The sequence below is a fragment of the Planktotalea sp. genome, assembly GCF_039984035.1.
Lineage (GTDB): Bacteria > Pseudomonadota > Alphaproteobacteria > Rhodobacterales > Rhodobacteraceae > Planktotalea.
This window is the reverse complement of sequence record NZ_JBDWVM010000328.1, coordinates 1-16,199: the sequence shown is the minus strand read 5'-3', so window position 1 is coordinate 16,199 and position 16,199 is coordinate 1. Positions and strand designations below refer to the sequence as shown.

Below are 16,199 nucleotides of genomic sequence, written 5' to 3'. Positions count from 1 at the left end.
TTGAACGCGCTGCTCGTACAATTGGGCGTCATTGAGGGGCCGATCAATTTCCTTGGCCAGCGGGTCGCCGAAATCCGTATCCTCGGGCTGTCGTTTGATTTCCCTGTCGCGCTCACGGTCGTAATCATCTTTGAAATCTGGCGCTATTTCCCGCTGGCGATGTTGTTCATCCTAGCGCGGATGCAATCCGTTTCCACCGACATCTATGAGGCGGCTGAGATCGACGGAGCCACGCCACTGCAACAATTCCGCTTCATCTCTCTTCCGCAGTTGATGGGCATTATGGCGGTTTTGTTCCTGCTGCGCTTCATCTGGACGTTCAACAAGTTCGACGACATTTTCCTGCTGACAGGCGGAGCGGCGGGCACGCGCACGCTGACCGTGAATGTCTATGAACAGGCCTTTGCGGTTTCCAACCTTGGCGCCGGTGCTGCGGTTGCCGTGGTGGTGTTCCTGATCTTGCTGTTCTTCTCGGTGATTTTCTTCAAATTCTCGCCTGAGGACGACGCATGAACCGGTTTGGAAATGTCTTCTATCTCTGCCTGCTTTTCGGCGCGCTCTGGGGTGCGATCTGGACGGTTTTGGTTACATTGCTGGCCTTGTTTGTATCTGGCGAATTGTTCCAGCCGCAGGTGACGGCAGGCGCGCTCGCAGGATTGGTTGCGGCAGCAGTGCTGACAGGCGTTGCGCCAGTCAAACGCACATTGGGCATCAGAATTTTAACAGGCTTTGTGTTCCTCTTGGTCTTAACCGTTGCGTCAGGCGGCGCGCCCATGGGCCTAGAGCTTTCGAGCTATCCGGTCGGCCAACTGGTTTTCACTGTCCTAATGGCGTGGATTATGTCCCAATCCATCCACCTTACAGCGCTTGGGTTCGGACCAAACAGCGAAAGGCGCTATAACGTCGAAGTGCTCTGCCTGCGCTTCATCAAGGGCTTTGGCCTTGTGGCTTTCACCATCGCCGTGGCTTTGCCGTTCTTCATCATGGTGATGATGAGCCTGAAGAACCAACAATTGCTGCTCTCCAACCCGCTCGATTTTTCGCTAAATTTTGCACAAGGCACCGAGGCGTTGTTTCGCAGCTACATCGAACTGTTCACCCAATACCACTTTGGCAGCTACTTGATGAATTCCGCGATTGTGTCCGTCGTGACTGTACTCGTCACTTTGTTCTTCGCGGTCCCCGGCGCCTACGCTGTGGCACGGCTGAAATTCCCCGGCCAACATTTCCTCAGCCGGTCGATCCTGCTGATCTATATGGTGCCGATGATTGTTCTGGTGATCCCGCTTTATGCGATCTTCTCCCAACTCGGGATGCGCAACACACTTTGGGGGCTGATGCTGGTCTATCCAGCCACCACGATCCCTGTCGCGCTCTACATGCTCCAGGGCTATTTTCGCGGCATTCCGTCAGAGCTTGAAGAAGCGGGGCTCATGGACGGGCTGACGCGACTTAATGTGATCCGCAAGATCACGCTGCCGCTGGCCCTACCCGCACTGGCGTCTGTCGCGCTCTATGTCTTTATGATTGCGTGGAACGAATTTCTGTTCGCATTCATGTTCCTCGACAATGTCGATCTCTACACACTTTCGCGCGGCATTGCAGAACTCAACTCATCCGAGGTGCCGCGCCAACACTTGATGGCGGGGGCGGTGATCGCGACCGTGCCTGTGCTCGCTATGTTTCTGTGGTTCGAACGCTACCTAGTCGCGGGTCTGACCGCCGGATCGGTGAAAGGATAACCCATGTCTCTCAAGCAACTCGCCATTGATACGCTGGCTAAGAACGACCGTGGCGGCTTTACGATCCCGACGGCAGGGCTGTATCCCTATCAATGGAACTGGGACAGCGCATTTGTCGCGCTTGGCATTGCGACCTATGACATGGATCGAGCGTGGGCCGAGGTTACATCGTTGATTGCGGGACAATGGCCAGACGGAATGATCCCCAGCATCATTTTCCGCAGCGACGATCCCAGCTATTTCCCCGGACCCTCGCGCTGGGGCAAAACGCTGGGCACGATCCCGTCAACGGGGGTATCTCAACCGCCCGTGCTTGCGACAGTCGTGCGGCAGATTACCCGAGACAGCCAAGGGCCAGCACGACGGGCGCAAGTATTTGATGCGTTGTTTGCTTGGCACAAATGGTATCACGATGCGCGCACAGTGGATGGGATCGTTGCGACAGTGCACCCTTGGGAAACTGGACGCGACAATTGTCCAGAATGGAACATCGGGCTTGATCTGATGGAGGTCGCGCCCGATCTTCCGCCCTACAAACGCATGGACAATACCCATGTCGATCCACGCTTTCGGCCTACGAAAGAGCAATATGACAAATACCTGTCCATCATTCACTTCGGAGACAGCATCGGCTGGGATCAACGACGGTTAACCGATGAGGGCCCGTTCCTTATGGCTGATCCGAATATTCATTTCATCCTGCTACGGGCCGACAAAGACCTGCTTGCTATGGCCGAAGGGATGCGCAAACCAGCGGCGGTGACCGACCAAATCCGCGCATGGATCGCCAAAGGCGAAGCCGCAACTGACTATCTGTGGAACGACGCCTTGGGGGCCTTCACTGCGCGCGAAATCCGCACGGGGCAATACTCTGACGGTTTTTCAAATTGCAGCGCGCTTTGCTTCTATGCGGACAGCGGGACGGAAGATCAGCGCCGTCGCACCGTAGAGAACATGATGCGTATCTCAGGCAAAGTCGCGCATATGTTGCCGAGCTGGGACCCTGACGCTCCAGCCTTTGAAGCGCAACGCTATTGGTGCGGGCCAATATGGCCGCAAATGAATTATATGACGGCACAAGGCCTTTCAGAGCAGGGCTATGAAAGCTTGGCACAAGATGTCCGTGACGGCCTCCTCGATGCGATTGAAAAATCCGGCTTTTGGGAGTGTTTCAACCCGCTCACTGGCGAAGGTTGCGTCGGGGCTGACTTTTCGTGGACAGCGGCGATCTGGCTATCTTGGCTGCAGGAAACCAAACAAAGCGACGTGGCATAGGGGCAGTTTGAAGCATGGGATCAATCTATCTAAAATCCGTTGAAAAGTGGTTCGGCGATACGCAGGTTATCAAGGGGATCGACCTTGATATCGAAGATGGCGAGCTGATCATTTTCGTCGGACCATCGGGATGCGGAAAATCAACGCTCTTGCGCATGATCGCAGGGCTTGAAGAAACCTCGCGCGGGCAAATCCTACTGGACGGAAACGACGTCACCCACAAGGTCCCAAGCGAGCGGGAACTGTCGATGGTGTTTCAATCCTACGCACTTTACCCGCATCTGAACGTGGCCGAAAACGTAGGTTTTGCGTTGAAAACAGCGGGTGCCTCCAAGGCCGAGATTGATGAAAAGGTCAGCAATGCAGCCGATATTCTCAAGCTCGGTGACTATCTCGATCGTCGTCCCAAAGATCTGTCCGGGGGCCAGCGCCAGCGCGTCGCCATTGGCCGCGCGATTGTGCGCAAGCCCAAAGGTTTTCTGTTCGACGAACCCTTATCCAACCTTGATGCGTCCTTGCGGGTGGATATGCGCTTTGAAATCGCGCGACTGCACAAGCAGCTTGAAACCACCATGGTCTACGTGACCCACGATCAGGTCGAGGCGATGACACTGGCCGACCGCATTGTGGTTCTCAAAGATGGGGTCATTATGCAGGTGGGCACGCCGCGTGAGCTATATGAAAGCCCTGACAATGTGTTTGTGGCGCAGTTCATCGGCAGCCCGAAAATGAACCTGATGTCTTGCGCGGATATGACGGCCTTTACGCGCGCGCCGGAGTTGAAAGACGGGGGGGTTCAGCTTGGCATTCGTCCCGAACATATCGGTATCGTCGATGCAGGATCAGGTCATTGCGACGGGGTCGTACAGGTCAGCGAATACCTTGGTGCAGATTTCTTCCATTATATCGACTGTGGCCCTCTTGGACTTTTGACTGTGCGGACCTCTGGCGCAATGCACGACATTGAAGGCCAAACCGTTGGGCTAAATTTTGAGAGCGACAACCTTCATATGTTTGGGGCAGATGATTTGGCCATCAGATGATGATTTTTCGTTTCAGCCTGCACTGTGTTTCAATTTTTAGAGTAAAAGCGCTTGGACGATTGCTTTCTCGCCAGTGAGTTTTAACAACGTTCCGCACACACTTTCACTTTTGAGGAAGCGACCAAGGCATGAACAGTTTTTGCACAAGGCCGACGCTTTGGAACAAAATCAGTGACATTACGACCAGCAACGTGAGGCCAGCCCAAGCTTCTGGCAGCCGGAACATCGACGTTGAAAACTGGATGAAATACCCGATGCCCGCATCAGCGGCGACGAATTCTGCCACGACGGCCCCGATAACCGCGAGCGTTATAGAGATTTGCAAACCTGAAAATATGTAAGGCGTTGCAAAGGGCAGTCGGATTTGTGTGATTTCGCGGTATGCAGGCGCGCGCAGAGATCTGGACAGTTCGATCAACTCCGTGGGCGTCGCGCGCAGCCCCGTGGTCATTGAGACAACCAACGGAAAGAACGCGATCAGAAAGGTGATCAACACACGTGGCGCGTCATCAGTTCCTAAAACAACGATGATGATTGGGGCAACGGCCACGACGGGAACAGATTGGATGACAACCAAAAGCGGATAAAACGCGCGCGACATAAATTCCGATTTCGCCAGCCCCACGGCGATCGGTAAAGACACAAGGATCGCGACGAAATACCCAAATAAAGCCACGCGCAAAGTTGCCCATATATGTTCCATCCAACGGGCAAAGGGGACCGCATCAAAGCCGCCGATAATACGCGATGGACCGGGCAAGATATAAGTCGGTATTGCGAACACCCGGGTCGATGCCTCCCATACGATCAGCAAGATAGCGAACGTCAATGCTGGCAACAGGCCCGGCATGCGCAGGAAACGGGCCATTAGAGGTTCGCTCCTTTGGGTCGGGTCGGGCATCAGGTCGTCTCCTTTGCGATCAACAGATCGCGTAACTCGCTCGCAAGGTCTTGGATTTCTGTCGCGCGCAGAGTGCGTTCATCACGCGGACGCCCCAGCGGAACCTTGTAGTCGGCGAGGATCTTCCCCGGCCGCGCGCTCATCACCAGAATTCGGTCGGCGAGCAACAAAGCCTCAGGGATCGAATGGGTGATGAATAGAACCGTCTTTGGACTGGATTGCCAAAGATCAAGCAGCTCATATCCCATTTGGTCACGCGTCAATGCGTCCAGTGCCGAAAACGGCTCATCCATCAACAAAATGTCGGGATTTCGAAATAGGGCGCGTGCGATCCCGACCCTTTGTTGCATCCCGCCCGAAAGCTCGCGCGGGAGACGTTTCTCAAAACCGGCCAATCCGACCTTAGCGATCACATCACGGGCAACCTCGCGGTCTTTTGTACTGATGCGCCCCCGCATATGTTTGGCAGGAAAGGCGACGTTGTCTTCAACATTGGCCCAAGGCAAAAGTGTCGCTTGCTGGAACACAATTCCGACGTCATCACGGGGCTGTGTGACCGGCATGCCGAACACGCTCACAGTGCCAGCAGTGGGTGTCACAAGCCCTGCAGTCAGCCGCAAAAGCGTGGATTTTCCACAGCCCGAAGGTCCAAGGACAGCAACAAATTCATGACGTTTGATAGCGACATCCACACCGGACAGGGCCTTGAGTGGCCCTGTCCGTGTTGTGAAAGTTTGCCCAATGTCGGCAAAGGTGATTGCATCCTGAGCTTGGGCCATTGGTATCATTCAGTCGCTGCGAACGAGCGATCAACGACCGTTTCAGGATCAAGTGCTGTTGGATCAAGGTCTTGTGCCGCTGCGACACGTGCCCATGTTTTCGCCAAACGGTCAGCATCAAAGGTGCCAAGCGGGTAGCTTTCGGTGACCTCGTTGAAAGCCAACACGGAAGAGTCCATCCATGCCGCTTCTATCATTGCAGCATCCAGTTCGGGCACAATCGCTGCAACAGCCGCACCTGCCGCCGCTGGGTTTGCGTTTGCGAATTCCAGAGATTTGGTGAACGCCGCGACAAAGCGACGGGCAACATCAGGGCGGTCCGCCAAGAACGTATCGTTGGCGACCAACGCTGCTGAATAAAGCTCTAGCCCTGCATCAGACCATGGTAAAATGATCAGGTCTTTGCCTGCTTCAGCGGCTTGGGCCTCAAAGATAGATACGTTTGTCAGCCACGCAATGATCGCATCCGTGCGCCCTGTCATCAACAAAGGACCAAGTGCGCCGGGATCGGCGTTTGTCAGCTCAATCGCGTCTTTGGTCAGCCCATTGTCGGCCAGTACCAGCGGCAGATACACATTGGATGACGTGAACGGAGAGGTCGCAACCGATTTGCCTTCGATGTCCGTGAAGCTTTCGATCCCGTTACCCGCCAAGGTGTAGAACGCGTGAGGGCCGGTGTTGAAGATCGACATGACGGCCGTCGCTGGCACGTCTTCGGCTGCGGCGGCGGCCATCAGCGCACCAATATCTGCACTACCAATGTCGGATGTGCCTGTCGCGATCTTGGTGATCGCTTCGGTTGAACCACGACCCGGCACGATGTTCACTTGAAGCCCCGCATCAGCGCAAAAGCTTTCTTCGATACAGATATAAATCGGGGATTTGTCGCCGCCGGGCAGCCAGTCCAGCTGATAGTTCACAACGTCTTGCGCGGTTGCCATCGTCGCAGCACCGGCTGCGAAAACGAAGGGGAGGATTGTGTTGAGAATTCGGTTTGCCATGGTGTGTCTTTCATATTTGGGAGGAGTTTGGGGAGGATCACCAAAAGTCTTTGTGTGATCGTGCAATGTCTTCTTCGAGTTCGGGAATGGGGCCTTCGACAACGACGTCACGCTGCCCTGCCCCAAGCACCTGCCTGCAGGGCAAAGACATCGTCAGGTTTTCTTCGTTGTCACCTGTTAGGACCGCTAGACGTTCTTCCGTCATGCCGTAAACCAGCCTGCCGATGCCCGCCCAGTAGGTGCCGCCAGCGCACATGCTGCAGGGTTCAACGGATGTATAAAGGGTGCAGCTTTCAAGAAAGTCCGGCGAAAATTGTGCAGCCGCTGCGCGGGCAACATTCAACTCTGCATGCCCTGTGCCGCCATCCTTGCTGTGGGTGTTACCGCTCGACAAGATGATCTTGCCATCTGCATCCGCCAGAAGCGCGCCAAAAGGATGGTTTCCGCTTTCTCGAGACTGGTCGGCCAAGCGGATGGTTTCTTGCAGCAATTCTAGATCGCGAGGCTTCATTTCAGTCCCTTGGTGTTGATTATTTTCAACGACCATAGGATGGATTAATGTGTTTAAAAAAGTAGAATAAAATTCACACCGCGTTAGAAAAAATGGAACACTAATAAATGTCAGCGTTTTCCAAAGAACTTAAATCCTTTGTCGTTGTCGCCCACTCAGGATCCATCCGCGCAGCAGCAGAAAAGCTCAATATCTCTGCCCCTGCCCTCAGCAGACAGATCAAGATGTTGGAAGAAAGCTACGGCAAAAAGCTCCTGATCCGCAGCTCCGAAGGGGTCGTGCTCTCAACGGAAGGGGCGGAACTTCGCGCGGCGGCCACCGAGTGGCTGGCTGCAGACGTCACTTTATCCAAACACTTCCACCGCGATCAAAAGAAAGCGGACTTGCGCCTGAGGCTTGGCACAATGGCTGGGCTGGTGGACACGTGGATTCCGTCCCTTGTCAGCAAATTGGAAGAAAGTTTCGATAATGTTGAATTGGATCTCGCAATTGGTTCAACCGCTGAAATCATCAGCCGCGCCGAAGCGCACGAACTTGATATTGCCGTTGCATTCAACTTACCCAAGCTCACAAGCATGATTGTCGCTGAATCCAAAGAATATCATCTCGGTGTTGTCACAGCTCCCGGATACGGCCCCGAAGGTGATGGACCGATATCGCTCAAAGAAGCGCTAGATTTTCCACTTTGCTTGCCGAGTTCGGCGCTCTCGATGCATACGCGCTTGATTGGCGAAATCCTGAGCGTGCGTGTCAGTCCGGATGTGCATGTCACAAGTAATTCAGTGCCAGCCATTCTACACTTTCTCAGGCGTGGTCGCGGTGTTGGGTTCCTGACGTGGCCTGATGTGGCACATGATGTCGAGGCAGGGCGACTGACGTTCCGCCCTTTGGCCGTTCGCCGACTAACCGAAACGCTCTCAACGGCCATTTGCCGTGGAAACGACTTGGCGGCAGCAACGCCTGTTGTGATGAAAGCGATCCAATCGACATTGACGGAGCTTGGGGAGTGACCTTTGAAAAAGGTGCTCCAAACCTGTGTCTGATATGTGCGCTCACAAAGACCGGAACTTTCCCCTTCCTTCCTCTTGTTTTGACCACGGCTTACTGAAGGCATAGCGCACAGAACAGAACAACAGATACAGACGGTCCTTCTAAGACGCAGCGAATATCAGCTGCACGCCCAAATTAACCCAAGCTGCGATCTGAACGAACGCTATTGCGCGGGCGACCTCAGGTTTTGCCTCAAAAAGTCGATCATGACACGGACCTTTTGCGGAAGGTATGTTCGGTCCAGATAGAGTGCCCAGGCGGCGGTTTCAAAGGTTGTCGCCGTGCATTCGAAATTCTCACAAAGGGCAATCAGGTTTCCCTGCTGAATATCCCGATCAACGAGCCAATCCGCTAACATCGCCACCCCTAACCCCATTTTTGCGGCACGGTGAAGAGCAAGCGCATTGGAGATCATTAGGTCGCCCGTCACGGTCACGTTGAAAGGGGCTGCTGCTCCAGTTCGAAAGGTCCAATCGTCCTGAAAACCCGGCAGAGCGAACCGTAGGCAATTCAGCTCTTGCAGGTCGCTCGGATGGTTCACGGAGCCTATTGTCGCCAGATACTCAGGGCTTGCCACGATGCGGTAACGGGTAGACATCAAGCGTGTCGAAACAAGGTCACCCTTGGGTGCAGGCGCAAGACGAAGTGCCAGATCAATGTTGTTTTCCACAAGATCAAGGTTTGCATCACTACTTTGCAAGTCGATTGAAACCTCTTGGTACTGCGCTTGGAATGCAGGCAAGAGGGGCACGATCACCTCATGTGCGAAGGCGACAGAGCATGTCATGCGCAACTGTCCAGAAGGCTTACCGCGCCGACCACGTACGTCTTCACGTGCGGCATCCATTTCTTCGATCAGTGGCGCGACGCGGGACAAATATGTCTGACCTTCTTCGGTCACCGTTAGTCGACGGGTCGTCCGTTGAAATAGTCGGATGCCCAAATCCGCCTCAACCGCCGCGACCGTACGAGACACGGACGACGGATCGACCTCCAATGTACGGGCGGCACCTGCGATGCTGCCTCTGCTTTGGACAAGAAGAACAGTTTTGAGAGCGGTGATATCCATTCATGCATAATTTGCACGAGTGTAGTTCAAACTCAATCATTTTTCACATTAGACGCAGCAGTTAGGAAAACCTCATCCAATCTAATGAGGTTCTCATGACTAGACTTCTTCGCATCGATAGCAGCTCCCACACTTCCGGCTCCCATTCAAACCAACTTGCCGATCAGGCAGAAGCCATGTGGCGCGAGACTAACCCCCAAGGTCGGGTTGCAACTTGGCATCTTGGACGTGCCCCCATTCCCGTTCTTTCTCAAGAAACAATGAACGGCTTTTTCTCGCGCCAAGACAAGCTGAGTGACGATTTGCAACAGGCGACGGCTTTGTCGGATCAGCTGAACTCTGAACTTCAAGCGGCTGACCTTTCCACGGCCATGGCTGGTGCAAGATTGGAAACGGTATGAGCTTTCTCGCAGGCAAAACGGCAGTGATTACAGGCGCAAGTCGGGGGATTGGCGAAGCAACAGCACGTCATTTAGCAAGCTTGGACGTAAAGGTTGTCCTCGCCGCACGCTCTCACAATACGATCAACACTATTGCCCAAGACATCAAAGCGCATGGTGGCACAGCAAGCGCTTTCGTTTGCGACGTCAGCAATCCCACCCCTGTCGCCACATTGATCCAACACGCGCAGGATACATTCGCAAGCGTTGATCTGCTGGTGAACAATGCTGGGCTCATCGACCCCATCGCACGGATCGCAGACAGTGATCCAGATGACTGGGGCAACATCGTCGATGTGAACGTCAAAGGCGTCTATCACGGCTTGCGCTACGCCATTCCCGTAATGCAGGCGCAAGGAGCAGGCACTATCATCAATATCTCGTCTGGTGCTGCGAATGCCGCATTAGAGGGATGGTCGCACTACTGCGCGTCAAAGGCCGCTGTTCTCAGGCTCACCGGCGTGGCGCAAAAGGAATATGGAGCTGACGGTATAAGGGTCGTGGGATTGAGCCCAGGAACTGTTGCGACTGATATGCAAGTTGCAATCAAGGCGTCCGGCATTAATCCCGTCAGCAAGCTTGATCCTTCAGCGCATATTTCGCCAGAGTGGGTCGCCCGAACGATTGAATGGCTTTGTAAACCCGCCGCAGACTCGTTCCTCGGAACCGACTTCTCTCTAAAAACAGACGAAGGGCGCGCTGCCGTTGGATTGCCACCTGTTAGCTGATGCAGGCACGACATCCCAAAAACTCTCCAGAAAACTCAACGATCAAAGAGGAACTATCACCATGCGTTCTAACCTAACTACATCACTAGCTCTTGTCGCCTCCATGACGTCCGGACTGCTTTGCGCGACGGCGGTATCGGCTGAAAACGCGGATGTCCCCACCTATCTGCTGGCAAATCTCTACGTAGAAAACATGGACGGCTATATGAGGGACTATGCGACACCCCTCGGTCCTATTTTGACGGAGGCGGGCGGTGAAATCCTCGTCGTCGCACCCAAAGTGACCCGACTAGAAGGTGATTACGTGTCCAACCTGACAGTGGTCGTTCGTTTCCCTAGTGCTGAATCTGCAAACGCGTTCTATGCATCTGACGCATACGCAGCCGTTCGTCCGGCACGTCATGCGACGACTGACTTGGCGATATCAACTCTGGTTCTTGCGCCAGAGTTTACCTTTCCCGCAAGCGAGTGAGCTACTTTCGGGGAGGGGCAACCCTCCCGGACGTTCGGCCAATGCCGCCATTCGGACTAGCGCAGTGAAAGCTTACTTCGTCCCGCAAGCAGCACAATTGAGCGAGAATCCAGTGATGCTTTGACTTGCGCGCCAGTTTGCCAATGAAAATTGCAACAAAGCGGCTCGTCCTTCGAACTCCGACGCGTTCTTGGATGGTATCCTTGGCGCAGCTTTGAAATTTGACGACTAAGCGCTCGTGCTCTTGTTTGAGAATGGCCCCGCCGGAGCGATCCGACGAAGCCTTTTTCTTTGAGATTGCGGGTCGCTCAGCGCACAGTTCGACTGATATTATGTGCTGCGGTGCAGCCCGCTAAAGGTTCAAAATTCGTTAGATCAGTTCTGAATGACCCATTGTTTGAAACTTGGCTCCAAACTGTCACACGATGCCAAAATGAGATCGCGGGACTGGTACGGACCTGCGTTATCAATGACCGGAGAGACTGTAAGGCATTGCGTCTCGTCAGAGCCAAGGCGCATTTCCAGTGTTTCCGCATCGTATGCAAACTTTTGCTCAGTTGCAGAGGTGTCGCAATCGATCAAGCCGAATGGATTAACCTCATTCTCTGGCGCGTTATATGCCATGCATTTATTTTCATATGTGACAGAAGAAATCATGCCCGTGTCCGCTGCATAGGAAAACAAGACATCATCACCTTCGGGTTTGCATGAGTGTGCATGAAGCAAATCTGTCAATTCACGACCGTCTGTGTCGATACACCATCCTAAGTTCGCTTCTTCTTGCAAGTTGTCCGCAAGATAGATGATCGCGCCTTGGGTTTGGATGGTCGGCGCTTTTGCCAAAGCAGGATGCGAGACCCCAAGAGCCAAAGTCGCAGCAATCAGTGTCGTGGCGATTGAACTGGGAGTTTTCATTCTGGATATCCTTAAAACTGTTGTTGAAAGTTATGAATACGGGCGGCGTTGACACCTTGGTCACTGCGGCCAACTCGAGAGACGCTGCGCATATCAACGCGGCTTCCGTTTTCGGTGCTGGTCACAACAACCACGGCATCATCCGCAAAGTAAAAAACGGATGTTCGGACGGTTGCTTCGAAACGAAGCGCTTCAGCATCAGACCCCACGATCTCCCAGCCTAGATCGCTGGCAAGCTCTAGCGCTCGGGCGAATGCTTCCTGAGCTGGCAGATCCGTTTCGAGTGGAGCGATATCTGGGTGGACACGGGCTTGCGTCTGAGCAACCTTTGGCCCAGCATATACGAGAGACGTCTTCGCACCCGCGCGCGTATCATCCAAGATCAAGAATTCGGGTGGGTTGGCTGTATCGGTTGTCACGTCGTTAATCGGCGCACCGCGCACAAGCGGATTCAGTGTCGACTGAATCATTGGCACCAAACAGATCACACCAACGACCGCCGCCACTGTACCCATTGCGGCACCCGATTTTTCCCGGCGAACGAAATGAATGAGCACTGCCAAAAGGCCCACCGCGGCGACAATCATCGCAATTGAATTGAAGTAAGTGCGGTAAAGGCCAAAGCCCGTCAGCGGCTCCCATATGCCCAATCGTGCACCGAACAAAATTAGTGTTGAGGCCAGCACACCGACTATGGCGACCAGCAGTGCGAGCTTCCCAGCATGTTTCATGTTCTCTTCAATCCTTGACTTGCAGTTTGCTTTTTTGCTTGCTATGCAAATATTGCACACTATGCAAGGTTTAGTCAGATGACACTTTCGTTACGACAAAAACGAAGACAGGAAACAGCGTTTCATATTCAGAGAACGACTTTGGAATTGTCCGAAGATAAAGGCCTTGAGAATGTGACGACGGAAGAGATCGCATCCGCCTCAGGTGTCAGCACGAGAACCTTCTTTAACTATTATCCCAACAAAGAGGCCGCCGCCGTCGGCCACCCGCCAAAGTTCACGGAAGAACAGAAAGACGCGTTGCGCAACGGGTCTGGTCCGCTTGCGGCTGAGATCAAACAACTGTTGGATCAGCACATTGCCAAATTGTCCGCGCGGGAAGACATTCTTCGCATGCTCGGGAACATTCTGAAATCAAACGAAAAAGCACGCGGCATCCTTGAAGGGTATCTCGCGGAAGAACGCCGTGATATTTCAAACGCCCTGTTTGACCGTGTAGGCAACCGCCAAATCGCAGCTGCGCTTGCAATCAACGTCTCTTCGGCAATTGGCGGCGCCATTATGCTGTGGGAGCATGAAAAGGAGCTATCTTTGCATGCTGCTCTGGATGTAATTTGGGAGGGGACGATGGGTGCTTCTCGCCTCCTTGCCAGCCCGGTCGATCAATAGATCGAATGGAAAAACAGCTCAGCGCCAATGCAAACGATGCGATGCATTGCACTGACATGGGGTATCGGCTCAACGCTCGAAAATTGGATTGGGCTGGCTCACTGCGGTAGGAAAACGAAGAAAATCTGACGTAGCGAAACACTTTAGAGGTGAACGTGGGGTATGGCAGGGTAGCACATCTGAAAAGGAAACTTTGCCGTGTCTGATGTAACTCAAGTCCTAACGCACACCCAAAAAATCACAGAACAAAAACTTGTAAATGTGCCGTTCACTGCATTGTCTGAAGGACAAGCACGGTTGCGGATCGAACGGTTTGCGTTGACCGCAAACAACGTGACCTACGCCGCATCGGGGTTTGCGATTGGGTACTGGAAGTTCTTTCCCACGACCGAAAAGGAATGGGGGCTGGTGCCCGTTTGGGGCTTTGCCGAAGTGGTTGAAAGCACATCTGACGTGGTTTCGGTTGGCGAACGGTTCTACGGATTTTATCCACTCGCATCCGAATTGGTGATGCAACCCACCCCACATGGCAGCAATGCTGTGCGCGATGTTGCCCCCCACCGTGTGGATTTACCTGCGGTTTACAACATCTACTCTCGCGCAGCGGCCGTCCCGAAAGAGAGCGATCCGTATCAGGCTTTGATGCAGCCGCTGATCGCAACATCCTATTTGCTTTACGATTGGTTGATGGACAACGACTGGTTTGGGGCCAAGCAGATCGTTGTTGGTTCAGCCTCTTCTAAAACTGGATTGGGTCTCACCGCATTTTTAGCGAAACACGCAGCCAAGCCCTATAACGTTGTTGGACTGACGGGCAAAGGAAACGCTGATTTTGTCGGTGAATTGGGCTTTTGCGATCAAATCGTGAGCTACGATAACGTAGAAACACTTGATCAAGTTGCGACGGTGTATGTGGATATGGCGGGCAATGGCGATGTGAAACGACGTCTTCATGCGCGCTTAGAGGGGAACCTGAACCATTCGTCTGCGGTTGGAATTTCCCATTGGGATCAGTTCGCCCCGCAAATCGAAGTGGCAGGGCCGAAGCCTGAATTCTTCTTTGCGCCAAGCCAGATAGAGAAACGCAAGAAAGATTGGGGCAAAGGTGTCATTGATCAGAAGATTGGTGAAGCCACACAAATGATCGTTCAAGACGCGACGCGCTGGCTGTCGCTGGAAACACATCAAGGGCTTGGAGCAGCAATGACCCCATATGCGGCTTTGGCTGCAGGCTCAGCAAATCCAAAGACGGGACATGTGATCGAGGTTTAACTCGACGAGACCCGAATTGCGTGCGCCTCGAATGAGTGAACTCTAAAAGAGGACATTCGGCTCCAAATAAACAAAAAGGCCCCGCCGGATCGCTCCAGCGGGGCCTCTCTATTTCATAAGCGCTTAAGCTTAGTCGTCAGACTTCAGAGCTGCGCCAAGGATATCACCCAAGGACGCGCCGGAGTCAGAAGAACCGTACTGCTCAACTGCTTCCTTCTCTTCTGCGATCTCACGCGCTTTCACGGAAACACCCAAGCGGCGTGTTTTCGCGTCAACGTTTGTGATGCGCACGTCGACTTTATCGCCAACGGAGAAACGCTCTGGGCGCTGCTCTGCACGGTCACGGGACAGATCTGAACGACGGATGAAGGATTTCATGCCTTCATACTCGACCTCAACGCCGCCCTCTTCGATCGCTGTCACTGTGACAGTCACGATAGAGCCACGTTTCACGCCGCCAACCGCTTCAGCGAACTTGTCGCCGCCAAGCGCTTTAACGGAGAGCGAGATGCGCTCTTTCTCAACGTCGACTTCAGAAACAACGGCCTGAACCATATCGCCTTTGCGGTAGTTCTGGATCGCTTCTTCGCCGCGCTCGTCCCATGACAGGTCGGACAGGTGAACCATGCCGTCGATCTCGCCTTCGAGACCGATGAACAAACCGAACTCGGTGATGTTCTTGACTTCGCCTTCAACCTCAGTGCCCTCAGGGAACTGCTCTGCAAAGACTTCCCATGGGTTGCGCTGTGTCTGCTTGAGACCAAGGGAAACACGGCGCTTCGTGCCGTCGATTTCCAGAACCATGACTTCGACTTCCTGAGACGTAGACACGATTTTGCCCGGGTGTACGTTCTTCTTTGTCCAAGACATTTCAGACACGTGAACCAGACCTTCAACACCTGGCTCAAGCTCAACAAATGCACCGTAATCAGTGATGTTTGTCACGCGGCCCGTGTGTGTGGACTCAAGTGGGTACTTGCCAGCAACCAGATCCCATGGATCTTCTTGCAACTGCTTCATACCAAGGGAGATACGGTGTGTATCTTTGTTGATCTTGATGACCTGAACCTTGACCGTCTCGCCGATTGTCAAAATCTCGGACGGGTGGTTCACACGGCGCCATGCCATGTCTGTCACGTGAAGCAAGCCGTCTACGCCGCCAAGATCGACAAATGCGCCGTACTCGGTGATGTTCTTAACAACGCCGTCAACCGCTTGACCTTCAGTGAGGTTACCGATGACTTCAGCGCGCTGCTCTGCGCGGGACTCTTCAAGGATCGCACGACGAGAAACAACGATGTTGCCACGACGACGGTCCATCTTGAGGATTTGGAACGGCTGCTTAAGACCCATCAACGGGCCCGCATCGCGCACAGGGCGCACGTCAACCTGAGAACCTGGCAAGAACGCAACCGCGCCGCCGAGATCAACAGTAAAGCCGCCTTTAACGCGACCAAAGATTGCGCCTTCAACGCGCTCTTCGTCTGCGTATGCTTTTTCGAGGCGATCCCAAGCTTCTTCACGGCGCGCCATCTCACGAGAGATAACCGCTTCGCCGCGTGCGTTCTCTGCAGAGCGCAAGAAGACTTCTACTTCGTCGC

18 protein-coding genes are annotated in these 16,199 nt (G+C 53.8%); 10 read left to right on the top strand and 8 right to left on the bottom strand.

Annotated elements, in window-relative coordinates; all coding sequences use genetic code 11:
* The 4 genes from ABJQ89_RS14795 to ugpC all read left to right on the top strand — a co-directional run.
* Positions 1 to 513 (top strand): sugar ABC transporter permease (locus ABJQ89_RS14795; RefSeq protein ID WP_348496954.1); only part of this gene is annotated, 513 nt, incomplete at its 5' end.
* On the top strand, positions 510 to 1,742 hold the full coding sequence (locus ABJQ89_RS14790) for a carbohydrate ABC transporter permease (protein WP_348496953.1): 1,233 nt from the start codon (positions 510 to 512) through the stop codon (positions 1,740 to 1,742). The genes ABJQ89_RS14795 and ABJQ89_RS14790, both read left to right, overlap by 4 nt.
* 3 nt (positions 1,743 to 1,745) lie before the next feature.
* A complete protein-coding gene (locus ABJQ89_RS14785; protein WP_348496952.1) occupies positions 1,746 to 3,017 on the top strand; it encodes a trehalase family glycosidase in 1,272 nt (423 codons plus the stop codon).
* 14 nt (positions 3,018 to 3,031) lie between these two features.
* Entirely contained in the window at positions 3,032 to 4,060 is a 1,029-nt protein-coding gene (gene ugpC / locus ABJQ89_RS14780; RefSeq protein ID WP_348496951.1) for a sn-glycerol-3-phosphate ABC transporter ATP-binding protein UgpC, read from the top strand.
* Positions 4,061 to 4,163: 103 nt separating this feature from the next.
* Here the strand turns inward: ugpC and ABJQ89_RS14775 are convergent, their stop codons facing one another.
* From ABJQ89_RS14775 to ABJQ89_RS14760, 4 genes are read right to left on the bottom strand one after another with little or no spacing between them, the layout of a single operon-like run.
* The gene (locus ABJQ89_RS14775; RefSeq protein WP_348496950.1) at positions 4,164 to 4,928 is read right to left on the bottom strand and encodes an ABC transporter permease; all 765 of its coding nucleotides are present in this window, start codon (positions 4,926 to 4,928) and stop codon (positions 4,164 to 4,166) included.
* 32 nt (positions 4,929 to 4,960) lie between these two features.
* On the bottom strand, positions 4,961 to 5,740 hold the full coding sequence (locus ABJQ89_RS14770) for an ABC transporter ATP-binding protein (protein WP_348496949.1): 780 nt from the start codon (positions 5,738 to 5,740) through the stop codon (positions 4,961 to 4,963).
* 5 nt (positions 5,741 to 5,745) lie between these two features.
* Positions 5,746 to 6,741: an ABC transporter substrate-binding protein gene (locus ABJQ89_RS14765; RefSeq protein ID WP_348496948.1), complete on the bottom strand. Its 996-nt coding sequence runs from the start codon at positions 6,739 to 6,741 to the stop codon at positions 5,746 to 5,748.
* A 37-nt stretch (positions 6,742 to 6,778) separates the two neighbouring features.
* A complete protein-coding gene (locus ABJQ89_RS14760) occupies positions 6,779 to 7,252 on the bottom strand; it encodes a nucleoside deaminase (protein ID WP_348496947.1) in 474 nt (157 codons plus the stop codon).
* 107 nt (positions 7,253 to 7,359) lie between these two features.
* Between ABJQ89_RS14760 and ABJQ89_RS14755 the strand changes: the two genes are divergently transcribed.
* Positions 7,360 to 8,262: a LysR family transcriptional regulator gene (locus ABJQ89_RS14755; protein WP_348496946.1), complete on the top strand. Its 903-nt coding sequence runs from the start codon at positions 7,360 to 7,362 to the stop codon at positions 8,260 to 8,262.
* 203 nt (positions 8,263 to 8,465) lie between these two features.
* Here the strand turns inward: ABJQ89_RS14755 and ABJQ89_RS14750 are convergent, their stop codons facing one another.
* Positions 8,466 to 9,371, bottom strand: coding sequence for a LysR family transcriptional regulator (locus tag ABJQ89_RS14750; RefSeq protein WP_348496945.1), 906 nt, complete (start codon positions 9,369 to 9,371; stop codon positions 8,466 to 8,468).
* 95 nt (positions 9,372 to 9,466) lie between these two features.
* On the opposite strand from ABJQ89_RS14750, the gene ABJQ89_RS14745 reads away from it, so the two are divergent.
* The 3 genes from ABJQ89_RS14745 (at position 9,467) to ABJQ89_RS14735 (ending at position 11,011) form a co-directional block, all read left to right on the top strand.
* Entirely contained in the window at positions 9,467 to 9,772 is a 306-nt protein-coding gene (locus tag ABJQ89_RS14745; protein ID WP_348496944.1) for an NAD(P)H-dependent oxidoreductase, read from the top strand.
* Positions 9,769 to 10,539: an SDR family oxidoreductase gene (locus ABJQ89_RS14740; RefSeq protein ID WP_348496943.1), complete on the top strand. Its 771-nt coding sequence runs from the start codon at positions 9,769 to 9,771 to the stop codon at positions 10,537 to 10,539. The genes ABJQ89_RS14745 and ABJQ89_RS14740 overlap by 4 nt, the downstream gene beginning before the upstream one ends.
* A 61-nt stretch (positions 10,540 to 10,600) precedes the next feature.
* The gene (locus ABJQ89_RS14735) at positions 10,601 to 11,011 is read left to right on the top strand and encodes a DUF1330 domain-containing protein (RefSeq protein ID WP_348496942.1); all 411 of its coding nucleotides are present in this window, start codon (positions 10,601 to 10,603) and stop codon (positions 11,009 to 11,011) included.
* A 375-nt stretch (positions 11,012 to 11,386) separates the two neighbouring features.
* Here the strand turns inward: ABJQ89_RS14735 and ABJQ89_RS14730 are convergent, their stop codons facing one another.
* Both ABJQ89_RS14730 and ABJQ89_RS14725 read right to left on the bottom strand, forming a co-directional pair.
* Positions 11,387 to 11,926, bottom strand: a complete 540-nt coding sequence (locus ABJQ89_RS14730) for a ricin-type beta-trefoil lectin domain protein (RefSeq protein ID WP_348496941.1) — start codon at positions 11,924 to 11,926, stop codon at positions 11,387 to 11,389.
* 11 nt (positions 11,927 to 11,937) lie between these two features.
* Entirely contained in the window at positions 11,938 to 12,657 is a 720-nt protein-coding gene (locus tag ABJQ89_RS14725) for a DUF1499 domain-containing protein (RefSeq protein ID WP_348496940.1), read from the bottom strand.
* A gap of 78 nt (positions 12,658 to 12,735) precedes the next feature.
* Between ABJQ89_RS14725 and ABJQ89_RS14720 the strand changes: the two genes are divergently transcribed.
* Positions 12,736 to 13,326 (top strand): TetR/AcrR family transcriptional regulator, encoded by a 591-nt coding sequence (locus tag ABJQ89_RS14720; protein ID WP_348496939.1) that lies wholly within the window; start codon positions 12,736 to 12,738, stop codon positions 13,324 to 13,326.
* Between the two features lie 198 nt (positions 13,327 to 13,524).
* Positions 13,525 to 14,598, top strand: a complete 1,074-nt coding sequence (locus ABJQ89_RS14715; protein ID WP_348496938.1) for a DUF2855 family protein — start codon at positions 13,525 to 13,527, stop codon at positions 14,596 to 14,598.
* Between the two features lie 129 nt (positions 14,599 to 14,727).
* Here ABJQ89_RS14715 and rpsA read toward each other — a convergent pair.
* The coding region (gene rpsA, locus ABJQ89_RS14710; protein ID WP_348496937.1) for a 30S ribosomal protein S1 at positions 14,728 to 16,199 on the bottom strand (1,472 nt) is incomplete at its 5' end.

Excerpts from the sequence above, each read along its gene's own strand:
- ABJQ89_RS14750 (WP_348496945.1), bottom strand. The coding sequence starts at position 9,371 with ATGGATATCACCGCTCTCAAAACTGTTCTTCTTGTCCAAAGCAGAGGC.
- ABJQ89_RS14745 (WP_348496944.1), top strand. The coding sequence starts at position 9,467 with ATGACTAGACTTCTTCGCATCGATAGCAGCTCCCACACTTCCGGCTCC.
- ABJQ89_RS14755 (WP_348496946.1), top strand. The coding sequence starts at position 7,360 with ATGTCAGCGTTTTCCAAAGAACTTAAATCCTTTGTCGTTGTCGCCCAC.
- ABJQ89_RS14720 (WP_348496939.1), top strand. The coding sequence starts at position 12,736 with ATGACACTTTCGTTACGACAAAAACGAAGACAGGAAACAGCGTTTCAT.
- ABJQ89_RS14785 (WP_348496952.1), top strand. The coding sequence starts at position 1,746 with ATGTCTCTCAAGCAACTCGCCATTGATACGCTGGCTAAGAACGACCGT.
- ABJQ89_RS14725 (WP_348496940.1), bottom strand. The coding sequence starts at position 12,657 with ATGAAACATGCTGGGAAGCTCGCACTGCTGGTCGCCATAGTCGGTGTG.
- ugpC (WP_348496951.1), top strand. The coding sequence starts at position 3,032 with ATGGGATCAATCTATCTAAAATCCGTTGAAAAGTGGTTCGGCGATACG.
- ABJQ89_RS14770 (WP_348496949.1), bottom strand. The coding sequence starts at position 5,740 with ATGGCCCAAGCTCAGGATGCAATCACCTTTGCCGACATTGGGCAAACT.
- ABJQ89_RS14765 (WP_348496948.1), bottom strand. The coding sequence starts at position 6,741 with ATGGCAAACCGAATTCTCAACACAATCCTCCCCTTCGTTTTCGCAGCC.
- ABJQ89_RS14740 (WP_348496943.1), top strand. The coding sequence starts at position 9,769 with ATGAGCTTTCTCGCAGGCAAAACGGCAGTGATTACAGGCGCAAGTCGG.
- ABJQ89_RS14775 (WP_348496950.1), bottom strand. The coding sequence starts at position 4,928 with ATGGCCCGTTTCCTGCGCATGCCGGGCCTGTTGCCAGCATTGACGTTC.
- ABJQ89_RS14790 (WP_348496953.1), top strand. The coding sequence starts at position 510 with ATGAACCGGTTTGGAAATGTCTTCTATCTCTGCCTGCTTTTCGGCGCG.
- ABJQ89_RS14735 (WP_348496942.1), top strand. The coding sequence starts at position 10,601 with ATGCGTTCTAACCTAACTACATCACTAGCTCTTGTCGCCTCCATGACG.
- ABJQ89_RS14760 (WP_348496947.1), bottom strand. The coding sequence starts at position 7,252 with ATGAAGCCTCGCGATCTAGAATTGCTGCAAGAAACCATCCGCTTGGCC.
- ABJQ89_RS14730 (WP_348496941.1), bottom strand. The coding sequence starts at position 11,926 with ATGAAAACTCCCAGTTCAATCGCCACGACACTGATTGCTGCGACTTTG.